This is a genomic window from Mesorhizobium sp. WSM4313, assembly GCF_002294725.1.
GTDB lineage: Bacteria > Pseudomonadota > Alphaproteobacteria > Rhizobiales > Rhizobiaceae > Mesorhizobium.
Genome location: NZ_NSFT01000001.1, coordinates 547,564 through 562,996 on the forward strand (window position 1 = coordinate 547,564; position 15,433 = coordinate 562,996).

The window sequence follows — 15,433 nt, forward strand, 5'->3', positions numbered from 1 at the left end:
TCCAATACGAGCCGTCAGATTTCAAGCACTAGTCGGGAACGCTGGTCTGCAGCGCCAGAGCATGCAGGACACCGCCCATCTTGCCCTTCAGCGCGTCATAGACCATCTGGTGCTGCTGGACGCGGCTTTTGCCCCGGAAACTCTCGGCCACCACTTCGGCCGCATAATGATCGCCGTCGCCGGCCAGGTCGCGGATCGTCACCTTGGCGTCGGGAATGCCTTCCTTGATCAGTTTTTCGATGTCGTGGGCATCCATTGCCATGGCAAAATCCTGTTTCAAGCGGGCAGGCTGTGTGGTGTGACTCGGGGTGAGCCTAGAACCTTTCCAGCCGGGATTGAAGCCGTTCCGTCGCAGGAGGAAGCCTAGGAATTATCCTGGCTCGGATGAACCACGCCGTCCTCGCTGATGTCATCGCGCGTCGAATAGGCGCGACCGAGGCTGAAGACCAGCACGTAGAGCGGGGCGTTGACCAGCAGGCCGATGATGGGAAGATAGCTCGTCATCCGCCATGCGGTTGAGAAGAAGGCCTGACCGTAGCCGTCGCAGATCAAGGACGAGCCATAGTCCCAAACCGCCGCGACCACGGCGGCGACGGCAAAGAGCTTGATGCAGGTTGCGATGTGCCTTGCCCGCGCCGGCTCCGGAGAAAGCCTGTTCCACAGCACGAGGCAGGCGATTGGAACTGCGTAGATCAGGGTCTGCACGATGAGCATCGGCAGCGTGCCGTTTGCCGCCGCCAGGAACTCGGCGCGGGTTTCCAGCCGCTGGCAGACCTCGCTCGAGGTCGTCGACAGCAGGAACAGGACGAACGGTCCGAGAAACCAGAAGAAGAACAGAGACGGCCAGAAGACGACTGCGACCAGCGCCCTGGCGGTTAATTCATGTCGCATAAAAAAGGATTTATGCGACATGAGTTAAGCCTTTTGTTTTTGTCGTAAGCATGTCTTTTTCCCGAAACCGCTGCACACTTTCGGGAGACATGCTTCTGGTCAACTGGCCTGATCCATGAAGCGCGGGAACCAGCCCTCATGGGCGGCGGTCAATTCACTGACCGGGATCGGCCGTGCGTCACCCAGCTTCAATTCACGTCCGCCGGTGGTGCCGATCCAGGGCGCGAAGATGCCGAGCTTGCTCTGCTCCTCGCGGATCCTGTCCCATTCGCCGCTTTGCGGGTCGATCGACAGCGTCAGCAGATAGCGGCCCTGGTCCTCGCCGAACCAGACCGGAATCGGGTCGGTGCCGGTGAGGCCGGGGATGGTGGCGCCGATGCCGGAGGCCATCGCCATTTCGGCCAGCGCTATCGCCAGGCCGCCGTCCGAGACGTCGTGCGCGGCGGTCACAATGCCGGAAGCAATCAGCGAGCGCACATGGTCGCCGACGCGCTTCTCATGCGCGAGGTCGACGGGCGGCGGCGGACCGTCGGCGCGGCCATGGATGTCACGCATATAGGCGGACTGGCCGAGATGGCTGCCCCATGTCGGCGGCGCGCCGACCAGCACGATCATCTGGCCCTCGGCGGCAAAGCCGATGCGCGCCATCTTCGACCAGTCGGCGATGAGGCCGACGCCGCCGATCGTCGGGGTCGGCAGGATGCCGCGGCCATTGGTTTCGTTGTAGAGCGAGACATTGCCCGACACGATCGGGAAGCCGAGCGCGCGGCAGGCATCGCCGATGCCTTTGATGGCGCCGACGAGCTGGCCCATGATCTCCGGCCGCTCGGGATTGCCGAAATTGAGATTGTCGGTGGCAGCAAGCGGCAGGGCGCCCGTTGCCGTCAGGTTGCGCCAGCATTCGGCCACGGCCTGCTTGCCGCCTTCGTAAGGATCGGCCTCGCAGTAGCGCGGCGTGACGTCGGAGGAGAAGGCCAGCGCCTTGGTCGGGTGACCTTCGACGCGCACGACGCCGGCATCGCCGCCTGGAAGCTGTAGCGAATTGCCCTGGATCAGCGTGTCATACTGCTCCCACACCCAGCGGCGCGAGGAGAGATCCGGCCCCCCCAGCATCTTGAGCAGCGCGTCGGCGACATCGGCCTTCGGCGCGTCGTTCGCGGCAAGCGGCGTTGGTTTCTTCGCCTCGATCCAGGGGCGGTCATATTCCGGCGCCTCGTCGCCCAGTTCCTTGATCGGCAGATTGGCGACCTCGTCACCCTGGTGGATGACGCGGAAGCGCAGGTCATCGGTGGTCTTGCCGACGATGGCGAAGTCGAGGCCCCATTTGCGGAAGATCGCCTCGGCTTCCTCTTCCTTCTCGGGGCGCAGCACCATCAGCATGCGCTCCTGGCTTTCCGACAGCATCATCTCATAGGCGCTCATGCGCTCCTCGCGCACCGGCACCTTGTCAAGGTCGAGCTCGATGCCGAGGTCGCCCTTGGCGCCCATCTCGACCGCCGAGCAGGTGAGGCCGGCCGCACCCATGTCCTGGATGGCGATGACGGCGCCCGACGCCATCAGCTCGAGACAGGCCTCCAGCAGGCATTTTTCGGTGAAGGGATCTCCGACCTGCACGGTCGGACGCTTCTCCTCGATCTTGTCGTCGAATTCGGCCGAGGCCATGGTGGCGCCGCCGACGCCGTCGCGCCCGGTCTTGGCGCCGAGATAGACGACCGGCAGGCCGACGCCCTTGGCCTGCGACAGGAAGATGGCGTTGGTCTTGGCAAGACCCGCCGCGAAGGCATTGACCAGAATGTTGCCGTTGTAGCGAGCATCGAAATTGACTTCGCCGCCGACGGTCGGCACGCCGAAGGAATTGCCGTAGCCGCCGACGCCCGAAACCACGCCCGCGACAAGGTGCCGGGTCTTGGGATGATCCGGCGCGCCGAAGCGAAGCGCGTTCATTGCCGCCACCGGCCTGGCGCCCATTGTGAAGACGTCGCGCAGGATGCCGCCGACGCCGGTCGCGGCACCCTGATAAGGTTCGATGTAAGAGGGGTGGTTGTGGCTCTCCATCTTGAAGACGACGCAGTCACCGTCGCCGATGTCGACCACGCCGGCATTCTCGCCTGGACCCTGGATGACCTGCGGACCGCTGGTCGGCAGCGTGCGCAGCCATTTCTTGGAGGACTTGTAGGAGCAGTGCTCGTTCCACATCGCCGAGAAGATGCCGAGCTCGGTGAAGCTTGGCTCGCGGCCGACCAGATCGAGGATGCGCTGGTATTCGTCCGGCTTCAGCCCATGCGCGGCGACGAGCTCGGGAGTGATCGGCACGGAATTGGAAATGGTCATGAGCGGCGAGTTTTGTCCGTGGAAGAGGGGAGTTCTTTGAGTCTCCTCTTATCGCAAGCTTTCGCGCGATACACCCCCACCGGATGACGAAAAAAGCCGGAAAACGGCCCCTGCCGGCGGAGGCCAGGGCCTAGAGCTCGCCAGCTTGATCAGGAAAAACTGTCGTAGCCGGCGCGGCCTTCGTCGAGCAGGCGGCGGATGACGGCGACGCCGCCGGCGACATCCGAGCTTTGCCGCGGCTGCGACACGCCAAAGCGCACGCCGTGAAAGACCTGCTCGGAGCGGCCGGCCTTGAACTCGTCCTCGTCGTCGATGAGCACGCCTTGCGCCAGGCAGGCGTTCTTGAAAGTGCCGGACAGCCACGGGTCCGGCAAGGTCAGCCAGACGAAGGGCACGTTGTCCCGCGCCTTGAAATCAAAACCCGCCAGCACTTCGCGCACGATGGCGAGGCGCGCCTGGATTTCGCCAATGCAGCGCTTGCGGATCTCGCCCGCCTGGCCCGACATCACCAGCCTCGTGCCGACCTCGGCCAGCAGAAAGGGCAGGCCGCCGGTCATCATCTTGTGCGCGACACGGATGCGGTGGCGATAGGCCGGTGGGCAGGAAAGCCAGCCGCCGCGCACGCCTGCCGCGACCGACTTTGACAGGCCGCCGGCGACGATCGTGCGCTCGGGCGCGTATTCGGCCAGCAGCGGTGTCGGGTCGTCGGTGAGTTCGCCGTAAAGATCGTCCTCGATCAGCGCGACATTGTACTCACGCGCGATCTTGGCGATCGCCTGCCGCCGCTCCGCCGACAACGTCACCAGCGTCGGGTTCTTAGCGGTCGGCATCAGGAACATCAGCTTTGGATGTTTCTGAGCGCAGACGCGCTCGAAATCATCCGGGTCGATACCGCCCTCATCAGTCAAAACCAGCGCCGTGCGGCGGCCGATCAGCCCGGCGCTGCGCGCGATCTGCGAATAGGTTAGGTGCTCGAAGACCACGTAGTCGCCGGGCATGGTCAGCGCCGCGATCGCCGCCATGACCGCAGCATGGGTGCCCAGCGTCGGCACGATCGAATCGAGCGAGGGGCGGAAGGCATTGCGCGCCAGCCAGCGGCTGCCTGCCTCATACCAGCGTTCGGGAAAATCCCGCGTATAGCTCGAAATGTCGTGCGGATGCTCCTGCGCCGTGCGTGCCAGCATGTCGGCTATCACCGCGCCCTGGCCGACATCGGGCGCGGCGGTGCTGTCGAAGCGCAGCTTGCCGCTCGGCGCGTCGATGGGGCGCGTGCCCTGGATGGCCGGTTCCAAATCCGGCTTCGGGTCTGCGGCGCGCTGGCCGAGCACATAGGTGCCGCGGCCGACCTCGCCGCTGACCAGACCGCGCTCGCGCAGCAGCTGATAGGCCCTGCCGATGGTGCCGACGGTCGTGCCGATGTCGTAGGCGAGGTCGCGTTGCGGCGGCAGTTTTGCACCGGCGTCGATAACGCCCTTGTCGATATCTGACTCAATGCTGTCAGCAAGGCGCTGATAGAGCGGACCGGAGCCAGAGGAAAGATCGGGGAGCCAATTTGTCATGGTGACAATTTTCTATATTGCACCGCGCGATGAGTCAATTCATATCAATCTCGCGATTGGGAAGGTACAATCGGAACAAGGCAGAATGACAATGGATACAATCGAGACAATTCGCTATGCTCGCCCGATTTCTGGCGCGCAGGTCGATCCCTTGGCCCATCGTGGCTTCGTCGGCCGCACGGCGGTTGTGCTCCGTTCCCTCGTAAGGCAGATCGACCGGATGCTGGAGCGCAGGCGCGGCCGCCTCGCGCTCATGGAGATGACGGACGAGCAGCTCAAGGATATCGGCGTCTCGCGCTGCGACGCCCATCGCGAAGGCATCAGGCCATTTTGGGAATGATGGTCTATCTTCGGGTTACGGGCTTTCTTCGCAACCGGCCGATACCGTGATCGACAAGCACGGCGAGCACGCTCAATGCGATGAACAGGGCCGTGACGCCAAGCGCCGAAACGGCAACGTTGGCGGCGCCGTTCTTGGCGACGTCGAGGAATGGGTAGGGTACTTCGCCGGCGAAGGGCGCGCGTACCAGCGCGTAGGCGAGATAGGCGACCGGATAGATCATCCACCAGGCGATCTCGCTCCACTGCCGCCTGCCATCGGCGCCCGCCACCAGCCACCACAGCACGAACAGCGCCGGCGTCACATAGTGCAAGAGGACGTCGCAGAGCAGGAACAAACCCCGCGGCTGCCAGAGCTTCGCCAGGACTGTGGTGTAGACGATGAAAACCAAAGTTATGGCCACGGCGACGCCAGTCCGCGTCCGCGGTCCGGCAAAGGCCGGGAACCAGGCATAGCCGGCGGGTGACAGCAGCGAGGCGTGCACCATCACAGCGGCGATGTTGGTCAGGACGGTGAAGAAGCTGAAATAGAAGACGATCGAGCTGAGCAGGCCGCGGCCTGCGGCCATCGATGCCGGGATAGTGATGGCGAATTGCAGAACAAGCGCAATCAGCCCGACAGCCAATCCCGCGGTCTGCAGGAACCGGGCCATCACAACTTCAGGCGGCAGCCGCGCAGGACGGATTGCCGGCCTGCCAGCGGGCGATATCGGAACTGATGCGCGCGCCGAGCGGCTCGTTCATCAGCGGGCCAAAGGCGTCGACGCGGTTGGAACTGCCCTGCGCCTGCACGACCAGCAGCGGCTTGCCGCCATAATGCTTGGCGGGCACCAGCAGGAAGCGCGGCGTGCCGCTGTAGGAATTGAGCTCATTGGCCATCTGGTAGGGCTTGAAGGCCGGGTCCTTGCTGGCGATCCAGCATTTGTGCGCAGCGATGGCAACCTGTTCCATGGCGAGCAGCGAGGCGCTCTTGCCTGAGGGAACCGGCGTGGTCTTGGGGCTGGACTGGCAAGAAGCCAAGGCAAGCCCGGTGGCGGCCAGGAGAGCAAGGCGAGCAATCGTCAGTCTCATGGTCAGTCCGCCCCCGCGTTCCGATAGGATGTTAAAGGATCAGGCAGCGATGCCGAGCGCGCTTTGGAAAAGCGCCCGTCCGTCCTCGCCGCCATGCGCCGCCTCGATCAGGTTTTCCGGATGCGGCATCAGGCCGAGCACATTGCCCTTGTCGTTGACGATGCCGGCAATGTCGTTGATCGAGCCGTTGGGGTTGGTGTTTTCCGCATAGCGGAACACCACCTGGCCTTCGCCTTCGAGCCGGGCAAGCGTCTCGGCATCGGCGAAATAGTTGCCGTCATGATGCGCCACCGGCGAGCGGATCACCTGTCCGGGCTGGTAGCCGCGGGTGAACATGGTGTTGGCGTTGGCGATCTCGAGCTTCACCTGCCGGCAGACGAATTTCAGCGAGGCGTTGCGCATCAGGGCGCCGGGCAGCAGTCCCGCCTCGACCAGAATCTGGAAGCCGTTGCAGACGCCGATAACGGTCACGCCCTTGGCCGCCTTTTCGGCGACCGCTCGCATCACCGGCATGCGCGCCGCGATGGCGCCGCAGCGCAGATAGTCGCCGAAGGAGAAGCCGCCCGGGATAGCGATCAGGTCGACATCGGGGATTTCTGTGTCGGTCTGCCAGACGGTCGCCGGCGCCTGGCCGGAAATCTTGGTCAGCGCCGCGATCATGTCGCGGTCGCGGTTGAGGCCAGGCAGAAGGACGACGGCTGATTTCATTGTCAGGCGATCTCCACCGCGTAGTTTTCGATAACCGTGTTCGCCAGAAGCTTGTCGCACATGGCCTTTAGGTCGGCTTCGGCCTTGGCCTTGTCGGTTCCGGCGAGTTCGATGTCGAACACCTTGCCCTGCCGCACTTGGCCGACGCCGTCGAAGCCCAGCCCGGAGAGCGCGTGCTCGATCGCCTTGCCCTGCGGGTCGAGGACGCCGTTCTTGAGGGTCACGGTGATACGGGCTTTCATCGATGCTCCTGGGCAGATCGTCGTTTGGGAAAGGCCTGCCATTGTCCGGCAGGCCCGTCAATGTTCAGTGCTTCAGGCCCTTGGGCGCCTCGGAAGAGGCGACGAGCACGGGGCCCGTGGGGCGCGGCGGCTCGTTCTCGTTGATGATGCCGAGACGGCGGGCAACTTCCTGATAGGCTTCGACCAGACCGCCCATGTCGCGGCGGAAACGGTCCTTGTCGAGCTTGTCCTGGGTGGCGACGTCCCACAGCCTGCAGGAATCCGGCGAGATCTCGTCGGCGACGACGATGCGCATCATGTCGCCCTCGAACAGGCGGCCGCATTCGATCTTGAAGTCGACCAGCTGGATGCCGACGCCGAGGAACAGGCCGGACAGGAAGTCGTTGACGCGGATGGCCAAAGCCATGATGTCGTCGATTTCCTGGGGGCTTGCCCAGCCGAAGGCGGTGATGTGCTCTTCCGACACCATCGGGTCGTCGAGCGCGTCGGCCTTGTAGTAGAATTCGATGATCGAGCGCGGCAGCACCGTGCCTTCCTCGATGCCGAGGCGCTTGGATAGCGAGCCGGCGGCGACATTGCGAACCACGACCTCGAGCGGGATGATCTCGACTTCCTTGATCAACTGCTCGCGCATGTTGAGCCGGCGGATGAAATGGGTGGGGATGCCCATCCGGTTCAAGTGGTTGAAGATGTGCTCGGAAATGCGGTTGTTGAGCACGCCCTTGCCATCGACCACTTCATGCTTCTTCTTGTTGAAAGCGGTGGCATCGTCCTTGAAAAACTGGATCAGCGTCCCCGGCTCAGGGCCCTCATAGAGGATCTTGGCCTTGCCTTCGTAAATGCGGCGGCGATTTTTCATTTGATTTTTTCTCTGGATCTGCGGGCAAGCGGCGAGTGACCGGTTCCTGCCCGTCTGCCTAAATTAGTATGGCGAAGGCGGCGTTCAATGCCGGTGTTATCGCAATCGTCTTGTTTGCTCAATCGGCAAATCCCGCGAATCAACCGCTTTCGGGACTGAAATGCCGCAGCGCAGCATGCGACGAAGCATATTGACCGGCCCGCGGCCTTTTGGTTTGTGCTTGCCCACCACACATATTCACCGCCAAGCGAATCGGATTGATCGGAGGGACGTTATGAGCAGCATGAAAGACCGCGAAGAGGGTTTTGAGCGCAAATTCGCCTTCGACGAGGAGCTTCGCTTCAAGGCCGCGGCGCGCCGCAACAAGGCGCTTGGCCTTTGGGCCGCCGAGAAACTGGGCAAATCCGGCGCCGATGCCGAAGCCTATGCCAAGGAAGTGGTGGTCTCCGATATCGAGGAAGCGGGCGACCACGATGTTTTCCGCAAGATACGCACGGATTTTGACGCGGCCGGCGTCGCCCAGTCCGACCATCAGATCCGCCGCACCATGGACGAGCTGATGGCGCAGGCGATCGAGGAGATCAAGAACAGCTGAGGCTGTGCGGACATGGTGTCGTCCGAGAACCGCTTCGCGCTTTTCGGCATCATTCTCTATCTCTTTGTTTTTACGCAATTCCGGACGGAAGGTTACGGCGAAGTCGCCGAACCTAAGCGTTACACACTTTTCCTGGAATTGCTCTGACTGGACCAATCGACCGCCCGGCCAAGCCGGGCGGTTTTTCTTTGCCTTCGCGTCGTTTCCGGCCAAAACTGCGGATTGTTCACAAGGAAACTTTCGATGTCGCTCAAGTCCCGCCTGGCCGCCGACGAAACGCTGTTCACTGCCTGGTCGGGCGTGCCGGACGCGCTGACGGTCGAAATCATCGCCAAGCAGGGCTTTGACGCCGTCACGCTCGACATGCAGCATGGCGGACATCATGAGGACAGCGTGCTGCGCGGCTTGGTGCCGGTGCTCGCCGCCAACAAGCCGGCGCTGGTGCGCATTCCGGTCGGACGCTTCGACATGGCAAGCCGCGCGCTCGATTTCGGCGCCGAGGCGGTGATCGCGCCGATGGTGAACTCCGTGGCCGATGCAAGGCAATTCGCCGCCGCGATGAAATATCCGCCGCTGGGCGAACGCTCCTGGGGCCCGACCTATGCTTTCCCGCGCCATGGCAAGGGCGACCATGCCGAATGGCTGCGCGACACGAACCAGCGCACCATGGCTTTTGCCATGGTCGAGACGCGGGCTGCCCTCGAGGCGCTGGACGGTATTTTGGATACGCCCGGCATCGACGGCATCTTCGTCGGTCCGTCGGATTTCTCGATCGCCTGGTCGAACGGCACCACCATCAATTCGACGCTGGAAAGCATGATGGAGACGGTCGCGTCGATCGCCGAGCGGACCCGCAAGGCCGGCAAGCATGCCGCGATCTATGTCATCGAACCGGCGATTGCCGGGCGTGTCGTGTCGATGGGTTTTCGGCTGCTCGCCATGGGCTCGGACCACACGCTGATCTCGCTCGGCGCGAAAACGCTGCTGAAGAGCATGCGGGATTCGATCGGCTCCTGAAGCCGGCGTTACGGCTCCTTCAACTCCGTCAGGAATTTGGCGAAAGTCATCGAACCCTCCGGCCACGGGCCGAAGCCGGCGTCGTGGTTGAGATGGCCGGCCTCGCCGGCATCGATGAAGAGCGATCCCCAGGCGGCGGCAATGTCCTCGGCGACTGCGAAGGCGCAGAATGGATCGTTGCGGCTGGCGATCACGATGGACGGAAAAGGCAGGGGATCGCGCGAATAGGGGCCGAAGGTCATCAGATGCCTTGGCCTGATTTCCGGATTGGAGACGTCGGGCGGCGCGACGAAGAAGGCGCCGGCGACCGGCTTCTTGAATTGCGGGAGGGCCTGCACCGCCGCCGTCACGCCCAGCGAGTGCGCAACAAGCACCACGGGCCGCTCGGCCTCGTTGACGGCGTTGGCCACGCTCGCCGTCCAGTCCTCACGCACGGGTTTGGTCCATTCCGCCTGCTCGACCCGGCGCGCCGTCGACAGTTTCGATTGCCAGCGGGTCTGCCAGTGCTCGGGGCCGGAATTGGTGTAGCCCGGCACGATCAGGATATCTGCGTCTTTGACTTTCATGGCGCGGATGTAGCGAGCGGCCTTCTTGGCTGCAACCCTATCGAAAAATTCGGAGCGATCACAATTGTGAACAACTTGTTCGATTCTTGCTCTCTTGTGTGAACGATCGCAATCGACGATTTGGAGAGGAACAAAGGAACAATGGCTGGCGGCCACGACAATCCCATGCTGGGATTAGCGCTGCCCGAACGGAGAGTTTGATGAGCGAACTGCCTTTTGCCGCGACCACCCCGGTCAGCGTGTCGCGTGTCGGGCTAAAGGCGCGCGATGCCGAAAGCCTGGCGGCCTATTACCGCGCCGTCGTCGGCCTGCAGGAACTGAGCCGCGCCGACGGCGCGATCACGCTCGGCGCAGCCAATCGGCCATTGCTGGTGCTCGAACAGGATTCGTCGGCCAAGACCGACGATCCGCGTAGCGCCGGCCTTTTTCACACCGCTTTCCTTTTGCCGTCGCGTGTGGACCTTGGCCGCTGGATCAGCCACGCCGCCGCCAATCGCATCGGCATCGAGGGCGCCTCCGACCATCTGGTCAGCGAGGCGCTCTATCTCACCGATCCGGAAGGCAACGGCATAGAGATCTATGCCGATCGCCGCCCGCAGGACTGGAAATGGAACGGCGACAGAATTGCCATGGCGACCGAGCGGCTGAACCTGCAGGCGGTGGTGGGCAGCGTGCCGGCGGGCGATGCCGGCTGGCAGGGCGCGCCGGAAAACACCATTGTCGGCCATGTGCATCTGCGCGTCGGTCGGCCGGAGGACGCGGAGGCCTGGTGGCATGACCAGTTCGGCTTCGACACCGTCGCCAAATATGGCGGCCAGGCGGTGTTCCTGTCGTCCGGCCATTACCACCACCATATCGGCGCCAATGCCTGGCAGAGCGCCGGCGCCGGCCGCCGCGATCCGTCGCGCTCGGGCCTCGCCTGGGTCGAGATGCGCTCGGACAATGTGAAGGAGGAGACGAGCCGTGAGGATCCCTGGGGCACGGTGATCAGGACGGTGCCTGGGAAGGCTTGAGCGACGCCTGCGTCAAGCTGGAGCACCCCTCATCCGTCTCGGCGCTAGCGCGCCGATCCACCTTCTCCCACAGGGGGAGAAGGGAAAACCGCGCCGGAGCCGGCGCCAATCGCGGCGTTGGTGATTAGCTGAGGCGCGGGCGCCACATTCCCCCTTCTCCCCTTGTTGTTGTGGGAGAAGGTGGTTTGTCGCGAAGCGACAAGACGGATGAGGGGGTGTTCCAGCCTGGCGCCAGCGCGCGCCTTTGTTCGGCCTCAAACTTCCCCGAACACCCGCTTGAAGATCGTGTCGACATGCTTGGTATGATAGCCGAGATCGAATTTCTCGCGGATCTCGGCTTCGCGCAGCGCCGCCGTCACGTCCTTGTCGGCAAGCAGTTCCTCCAGGAAATCGGCGCCGTGTTCCCACACTTTCATGGCGTTGCGCTGCACCAGGCGGTAGGCGTCCTCGCGTGACAGGCCGGCCTGGGTCAGTGCCAGCAGCACGCGCTGCGAGTGCACCAGACCGCGGAACTTGTTGAGGTTCTTCTCCATGTTCTCGGGGTAGACGAGCAGCTTGTCGACGACGCCGGTCAGGCGCGACAGCGCGAAATCCAGCGTTACCGTCGCATCCGGCCCGATCATGCGCTCGACCGAGGAATGCGAAATGTCGCGCTCGTGCCAGAGCGCCACGTCTTCCATCGCCGGCATGGCGTAGGCGCGCACCATCCGGGCAAGGCCGGTGAGGTTTTCGGTCAGCACCGGGTTGCGCTTGTGCGGCATAGCCGACGAGCCCTTCTGGCCCGGCGAGAAATACTCTTCCGCTTCCAGCACTTCGGTGCGCTGCAGATGGCGGATCTCTATGGCGAGGCGTTCGACCGACGAGGCGATGACGCCAAGCGTGGCGAAGAACATGGCGTGGCGGTCGCGCGGGATCACCTGGGTCGACACCGGCTCCGGCTTCAGGCCAAGCTTTGCCGCCACATGCTCTTCGACATAAGGCTCGATGTTGGCGAAGGTGCCGACCGCGCCGGAAATGGCGCAGGTGGCGATGTCTTCGCGCGCGTGCACCAGCCGTTCGCGGCAGCGCGAGAACTCGGCATAGGCCTGCGCCAGCTTGACGCCAAAGGTGGTCGGCTCGGCATGGATACCGTGGCTGCGGCCGATGGTGACGGTGTCCTTGTGCTCGAAGGCGCGGCGCTTCAGCGCCGCGAGCAAGGCGTCGATATCGGCAAGCAGGATGTCGCTGGCCCGGGTCAGCTGCACCGCAAGGCAGGTGTCGAGCACGTCCGACGAGGTCATGCCCTGGTGGATGAAGCGGGCATCCGGTCCGACGAATTCGGCGAGATGGGTCAGGAAAGCGATGACGTCATGCTTGGTGACGCGTTCGATCTCGTCGATCTTGGCGACGTCGAATTTGGCCGCGCCGCCTTTTTCCCAGATCGTCTTCGCCGCTTCCTTCGGAATGACACCCAGCTCGGCCAGCGCATCGCAGGCATGCGCCTCGATCTCGAACCAGATGCGGAAGCGGGTTTCGGGCGACCAGATGGCGACCATTTCCGGCCGGGAATAGCGAGGGATCATCCGTTTTCTAAGTCCTGCCTGGGAGAAGCGTCGGCCGCGTCCTAACAGAGCCAGGCCCAATGCTCAACGCCGCTGCCGCGCAAACCAGGTACTGACCGCGACGAGCGCTGCAAGACGGTTTGTCATCTGTCTCATCAGCGTCATGCTTATCACGCCACGATGAACGAGGCGCGCCGTGCGATGCATCCAATCCGGCGTTCATTTGTTATTGTCGGCCGTCTCGCATCCGAAAGGGCAAATCGCCATCCAGCGGAGAACCAGCATGAGCACCGACATCAGCAAGATATGCGGACACATGGAAGTGATCGGCGCCGACGGCGTCCATATCGGCACCGTCGACAAAGTCGAGGGTGATCGGATCAAGCTGACCAAGGCCGACAGCGGCATGGGCTCGCACAAGAACCATCACCACTACATTTCGCTTGCCCTGGTCGCGGAGATCGACGGCCAGAAGGTATGGCTCTCCGCGAATTCGGATGTCGCGGTCACCTTCGAGGAAGAAAAATCTGATCCGACTTGATCGGCCGTCAACGCGACGACCAAACCGGAAACAAGTCGCCGTCGGCCGGCGTCGCCGCATGGACGCCGCGGCTGATCGCGCGCGCCATGGTGGCGCCGGCGGCTGCGAACAGGTCGATCGCGGCATCGGCGCCGAGCTCGATGCCGCTCCTGCCGGTCGCCAGGGCAAAGACGAGATCGCCGTCGGCCGGCGTGTGCGTTGGCCAGATGGCGCGTGCGAAGCCGTCATGCGCCGAAATCGCCAGTCGCTTGGCCGCGGCCTTGGTCAGGACGGCGTCCGTGGCGATGACGGCGATGGTGGTGCTGCCGCCTTCGGCCTCGCCGCCCATTTGCCTGTCGCGATATTTCAGCAGGATCTTCCTGGCGTCTTCGGGCAATGGGGCTGGGTAGCCGAGGCCGCCGAACTCGTCGCCGATCTCGAAGGGCGCCGCCCAGAAATGGCGGCTGCGGCCGACCGTCACCGAGCCGGTCGGATTGACGGCGGCGAGCGCGCCGACGGTGACGCCGCTATCGAGCGCGGTCGAGGCGGAGCCCAGCCCGCCTTTGAGGCCGGAGGTCAGGGCGCCGGTGCCGGCGCCCGCCGTGCCGACCGCGAAATCGACTGCTGCCGTCTGCACGGCCTCATAGCCGAGCTCGCGATAGGGCGGGTGACGGCCCCAATCCTTGTCACCGCCATTGCGCAGGTCGAACAGGATCGCGGCCGGCACGATCGGCACACGGAAGCCGCCGACCTCGACACCGATGTTCTTTTCGCGCAGCGCCGCCTGTACGCCCGAGGCGGCGTCAAGGCCGAAGGCGGAGCCGCCGGACAGAACGACGGCGTGGATCATCGCGATCGAATTCTGCGGCTCGAGCAGGTCGGTCTCGCGCGTGCCCGGTGCGCCGCCCAGCACCTGCACGCCGGCCACGGCGGGCTCGTCGCACAGCACCGCCGTGACGCCGGATTTGAGCCTGGCTTCGGCGGCATTGCCGACGCGAAGGCCGGCAACGTCGGTGATCAGATTGCGCGGACCGGTGCGGAACATCACTTGTCCTCCAGCGGCACGAAATGCATGCCGTCGAAGCGGAAGAGGCGGAACGGGTTCTGGCTGAGATCGCCCTTGTCGTCGAAGCGGACGGTGCCGATCGCGGTCGCAAAATCACGGCCGGTCAACGCTTCGCCGAGCGGCTGCCCAGTGTTTTCCGCACCGGCCAGCGCGGCCTTGGCGACCTCGACCGCGGCATAGGCCGGAAGCGTGTAGCCGTCCGGCACGATGTTCTTCGCTGCGAAACCCTGCACCACCTTGGGATCGGCGATCTCCGACCATTCCGGCGGGGCGATCATCAGCGTGCCGACGGCATAGGGCACATCGCCCTGCGGCGTGCGCAGGTTTTCGCCGCCGGCAAAGGTGATGCCGGCATCGAGCTGGGCGGCGTCGCGGCCCATGATGGCTATATCCTCGCCGTCGCCGCCGGCGAACACCTTGGTCGCGCCGGCCTTCTTCAACCGGCCGATCAGCCCGATCTGGTTGTCGAGCTGCGGCCGGAACGTGTCGGTGAAGACCGGCTTCAAGGCAGCCTGCTCGGCTGCGGCGCGAAAGGTCTCGGCCATCTCGCGGCCATAGATGGTGCCGTCATCGACGATGGCGAACAGGTCGTCGCGCCAGAGCTGGATTAGCTTGGCGGCGACCGCATTGCGCTCATCGTCGCCGCGCGGGCCGAGCCGGTAGACCGGCCAGCCGGTCTTGGCGCGCCGGTCGGTCAGGCTTTCGGTGCGCACGCCGACCGTGATGACCGGGATGTTGGCATCCTTCAGGATCGGCAGCGCCGCCTCGATCGCGTCGGTGCAGAGAAAGCCCACCACGACATTGACCTTGGCGTCGACGAATTCCTTCGCTGCTGCGGCGCCGCCATCGGCGGTGCAGGCATCGTCCACGGCCTTGATCGCGATGCCGTTCGCTTCCGCCGCAAGGCCGGCGCCGGCCTCGATCTGCTTGCCGAGGATCGCCGATGAGCCGGAAAGCGGCGCGGCAACGCCGACCAGCGTCTCAGCGTCGGCGCTCGCGGCCAGCGACAACCAGAGCAGCACGGCTGATGTCGTCGTGAGAAGACGCATTCGGGCTAAGAGATCCTCCATGCCGGGAATACAGTCCCGACACTGTTCCAGGAAATGCCTAAAGGC

Annotated in this window: 18 protein-coding genes; 5 read left to right on the forward strand and 13 right to left on the reverse strand. The window is 64.1% G+C overall.

What is annotated here, in order from left to right:
- Positions 1-28: 28 nt before the first annotated feature.
- From CK219_RS02745 to CK219_RS02760, 4 genes are all read right to left on the reverse strand, one after another.
- Positions 29-262 carry a BolA family transcriptional regulator gene (locus CK219_RS02745; RefSeq protein WP_040995401.1) on the reverse strand — a complete coding sequence of 78 codons (234 nt, stop codon included), beginning with the start codon at positions 260-262 and terminating at the stop codon, positions 29-31.
- A gap of 101 nt (positions 263-363) precedes the next feature.
- On the reverse strand, positions 364-891 hold the full coding sequence (locus CK219_RS02750) for a hypothetical protein (protein WP_095765200.1): 528 nt from the start codon (positions 889-891) through the stop codon (positions 364-366).
- Positions 892-990: 99 nt separating this feature from the next.
- The gene (gene purL, locus CK219_RS02755) at positions 991-3,222 is read right to left on the reverse strand and encodes a phosphoribosylformylglycinamidine synthase subunit PurL (RefSeq protein WP_095765201.1); all 2,232 of its coding nucleotides are present in this window, start codon (positions 3,220-3,222) and stop codon (positions 991-993) included.
- A gap of 149 nt (positions 3,223-3,371) precedes the next feature.
- Positions 3,372-4,781: a PLP-dependent aminotransferase family protein gene (locus tag CK219_RS02760; RefSeq protein WP_095765202.1), complete on the reverse strand. Its 1,410-nt coding sequence runs from the start codon at positions 4,779-4,781 to the stop codon at positions 3,372-3,374.
- A 91-nt stretch (positions 4,782-4,872) separates the two neighbouring features.
- Between CK219_RS02760 and CK219_RS02765 the strand changes: the two genes are divergently transcribed.
- Complete coding sequence (locus CK219_RS02765) at positions 4,873-5,121, forward strand: DUF1127 domain-containing protein (RefSeq protein ID WP_095765203.1); 249 nt, start codon at positions 4,873-4,875, stop codon at positions 5,119-5,121.
- A gap of 4 nt (positions 5,122-5,125) precedes the next feature.
- Here the strand turns inward: CK219_RS02765 and CK219_RS02770 are convergent, their stop codons facing one another.
- The 5 genes from CK219_RS02770 to purC form a co-directional block, all read right to left on the reverse strand.
- Positions 5,126-5,773: a Pr6Pr family membrane protein gene (locus CK219_RS02770; RefSeq protein WP_095765204.1), complete on the reverse strand. Its 648-nt coding sequence runs from the start codon at positions 5,771-5,773 to the stop codon at positions 5,126-5,128.
- Between the two features lie 7 nt (positions 5,774-5,780).
- The gene (locus CK219_RS02775; RefSeq protein WP_095765205.1) at positions 5,781-6,191 is read right to left on the reverse strand and encodes a hypothetical protein; all 411 of its coding nucleotides are present in this window, start codon (positions 6,189-6,191) and stop codon (positions 5,781-5,783) included.
- Between the two features lie 39 nt (positions 6,192-6,230).
- A complete protein-coding gene (gene purQ / locus CK219_RS02780) occupies positions 6,231-6,899 on the reverse strand; it encodes a phosphoribosylformylglycinamidine synthase subunit PurQ (RefSeq protein ID WP_095765206.1) in 669 nt (222 codons plus the stop codon).
- A 2-nt stretch (positions 6,900-6,901) separates the two neighbouring features.
- The gene (gene purS, locus CK219_RS02785) at positions 6,902-7,141 is read right to left on the reverse strand and encodes a phosphoribosylformylglycinamidine synthase subunit PurS (RefSeq protein ID WP_095765207.1); all 240 of its coding nucleotides are present in this window, start codon (positions 7,139-7,141) and stop codon (positions 6,902-6,904) included.
- A 64-nt stretch (positions 7,142-7,205) separates the two neighbouring features.
- The gene (gene purC, locus CK219_RS02790) at positions 7,206-8,000 is read right to left on the reverse strand and encodes a phosphoribosylaminoimidazolesuccinocarboxamide synthase (RefSeq protein WP_040995384.1); all 795 of its coding nucleotides are present in this window, start codon (positions 7,998-8,000) and stop codon (positions 7,206-7,208) included.
- Between the two features lie 274 nt (positions 8,001-8,274).
- Between purC and CK219_RS02795 the strand changes: the two genes are divergently transcribed.
- Positions 8,275-8,595 carry a DUF1476 domain-containing protein gene (locus CK219_RS02795; protein WP_095765208.1) on the forward strand — a complete coding sequence of 107 codons (321 nt, stop codon included), beginning with the start codon at positions 8,275-8,277 and terminating at the stop codon, positions 8,593-8,595.
- A 243-nt stretch (positions 8,596-8,838) separates the two neighbouring features.
- Positions 8,839-9,612, forward strand: coding sequence for an HpcH/HpaI aldolase/citrate lyase family protein (locus CK219_RS02800; protein ID WP_095765209.1), 774 nt, complete (start codon positions 8,839-8,841; stop codon positions 9,610-9,612).
- An 8-nt stretch (positions 9,613-9,620) separates the two neighbouring features.
- Here CK219_RS02800 and CK219_RS02805 read toward each other — a convergent pair whose 3' ends face one another.
- Positions 9,621-10,178, reverse strand: a complete 558-nt coding sequence (locus CK219_RS02805) for an alpha/beta hydrolase (RefSeq protein ID WP_095765210.1) — start codon at positions 10,176-10,178, stop codon at positions 9,621-9,623.
- A 200-nt stretch (positions 10,179-10,378) separates the two neighbouring features.
- On the opposite strand from CK219_RS02805, the gene CK219_RS02810 reads away from it, so the two are divergent.
- The gene (locus CK219_RS02810; RefSeq protein WP_095765211.1) at positions 10,379-11,191 is read left to right on the forward strand and encodes a VOC family protein; all 813 of its coding nucleotides are present in this window, start codon (positions 10,379-10,381) and stop codon (positions 11,189-11,191) included.
- A 254-nt stretch (positions 11,192-11,445) separates the two neighbouring features.
- Here CK219_RS02810 and purB read toward each other — a convergent pair whose 3' ends face one another.
- The gene (gene purB, locus CK219_RS02815; RefSeq protein WP_095765212.1) at positions 11,446-12,753 is read right to left on the reverse strand and encodes an adenylosuccinate lyase; all 1,308 of its coding nucleotides are present in this window, start codon (positions 12,751-12,753) and stop codon (positions 11,446-11,448) included.
- A 262-nt stretch (positions 12,754-13,015) separates the two neighbouring features.
- Between purB and CK219_RS02820 the strand changes: the two genes are divergently transcribed.
- Complete coding sequence (locus CK219_RS02820; protein ID WP_095765596.1) at positions 13,016-13,273, forward strand: DUF2171 domain-containing protein; 258 nt, start codon at positions 13,016-13,018, stop codon at positions 13,271-13,273.
- A gap of 7 nt (positions 13,274-13,280) precedes the next feature.
- Here the strand turns inward: CK219_RS02820 and CK219_RS02825 are convergent, their stop codons facing one another.
- Both CK219_RS02825 and CK219_RS02830 read right to left on the reverse strand, forming a co-directional pair.
- Positions 13,281-14,297, reverse strand: a complete 1,017-nt coding sequence (locus CK219_RS02825) for a P1 family peptidase (RefSeq protein WP_095765213.1) — start codon at positions 14,295-14,297, stop codon at positions 13,281-13,283.
- The gene (locus CK219_RS02830; protein ID WP_095765214.1) at positions 14,297-15,367 is read right to left on the reverse strand and encodes a branched-chain amino acid ABC transporter substrate-binding protein; all 1,071 of its coding nucleotides are present in this window, start codon (positions 15,365-15,367) and stop codon (positions 14,297-14,299) included. Before CK219_RS02830 ends, CK219_RS02825 begins: the two co-directional genes overlap by 1 nt.
- Between the last annotated feature and the right edge of the window lie 66 nt (positions 15,368-15,433).

Bases quoted from the DNA above. Each gene is read 5' to 3' on its own strand.
- CK219_RS02745 (WP_040995401.1), bottom strand. From the start codon at position 262: ATGGCAATGGATGCCCACGACATCGAAAAACTGATCAAGGAAGGCATT.
- CK219_RS02750 (WP_095765200.1), bottom strand. From the start codon at position 891: ATGCGACATGAATTAACCGCCAGGGCGCTGGTCGCAGTCGTCTTCTGG.
- purL (WP_095765201.1), bottom strand. From the start codon at position 3,222: ATGACCATTTCCAATTCCGTGCCGATCACTCCCGAGCTCGTCGCCGCG.
- CK219_RS02760 (WP_095765202.1), bottom strand. From the start codon at position 4,781: ATGACAAATTGGCTCCCCGATCTTTCCTCTGGCTCCGGTCCGCTCTAT.
- CK219_RS02765 (WP_095765203.1), top strand. From the start codon at position 4,873: ATGGATACAATCGAGACAATTCGCTATGCTCGCCCGATTTCTGGCGCG.
- CK219_RS02770 (WP_095765204.1), bottom strand. From the start codon at position 5,773: ATGGCCCGGTTCCTGCAGACCGCGGGATTGGCTGTCGGGCTGATTGCG.
- CK219_RS02775 (WP_095765205.1), bottom strand. From the start codon at position 6,191: ATGAGACTGACGATTGCTCGCCTTGCTCTCCTGGCCGCCACCGGGCTT.
- purQ (WP_095765206.1), bottom strand. From the start codon at position 6,899: ATGAAATCAGCCGTCGTCCTTCTGCCTGGCCTCAACCGCGACCGCGAC.
- purS (WP_095765207.1), bottom strand. From the start codon at position 7,141: ATGAAAGCCCGTATCACCGTGACCCTCAAGAACGGCGTCCTCGACCCG.
- purC (WP_040995384.1), bottom strand. From the start codon at position 8,000: ATGAAAAATCGCCGCCGCATTTACGAAGGCAAGGCCAAGATCCTCTAT.
- CK219_RS02795 (WP_095765208.1), top strand. From the start codon at position 8,275: ATGAGCAGCATGAAAGACCGCGAAGAGGGTTTTGAGCGCAAATTCGCC.
- CK219_RS02800 (WP_095765209.1), top strand. From the start codon at position 8,839: ATGTCGCTCAAGTCCCGCCTGGCCGCCGACGAAACGCTGTTCACTGCC.
- CK219_RS02805 (WP_095765210.1), bottom strand. From the start codon at position 10,178: ATGAAAGTCAAAGACGCAGATATCCTGATCGTGCCGGGCTACACCAAT.
- CK219_RS02810 (WP_095765211.1), top strand. From the start codon at position 10,379: ATGAGCGAACTGCCTTTTGCCGCGACCACCCCGGTCAGCGTGTCGCGT.
- purB (WP_095765212.1), bottom strand. From the start codon at position 12,753: ATGATCCCTCGCTATTCCCGGCCGGAAATGGTCGCCATCTGGTCGCCC.
- CK219_RS02820 (WP_095765596.1), top strand. From the start codon at position 13,016: ATGAGCACCGACATCAGCAAGATATGCGGACACATGGAAGTGATCGGC.
- CK219_RS02825 (WP_095765213.1), bottom strand. From the start codon at position 14,297: ATGTTCCGCACCGGTCCGCGCAATCTGATCACCGACGTTGCCGGCCTT.
- CK219_RS02830 (WP_095765214.1), bottom strand. From the start codon at position 15,367: ATGCGTCTTCTCACGACGACATCAGCCGTGCTGCTCTGGTTGTCGCTG.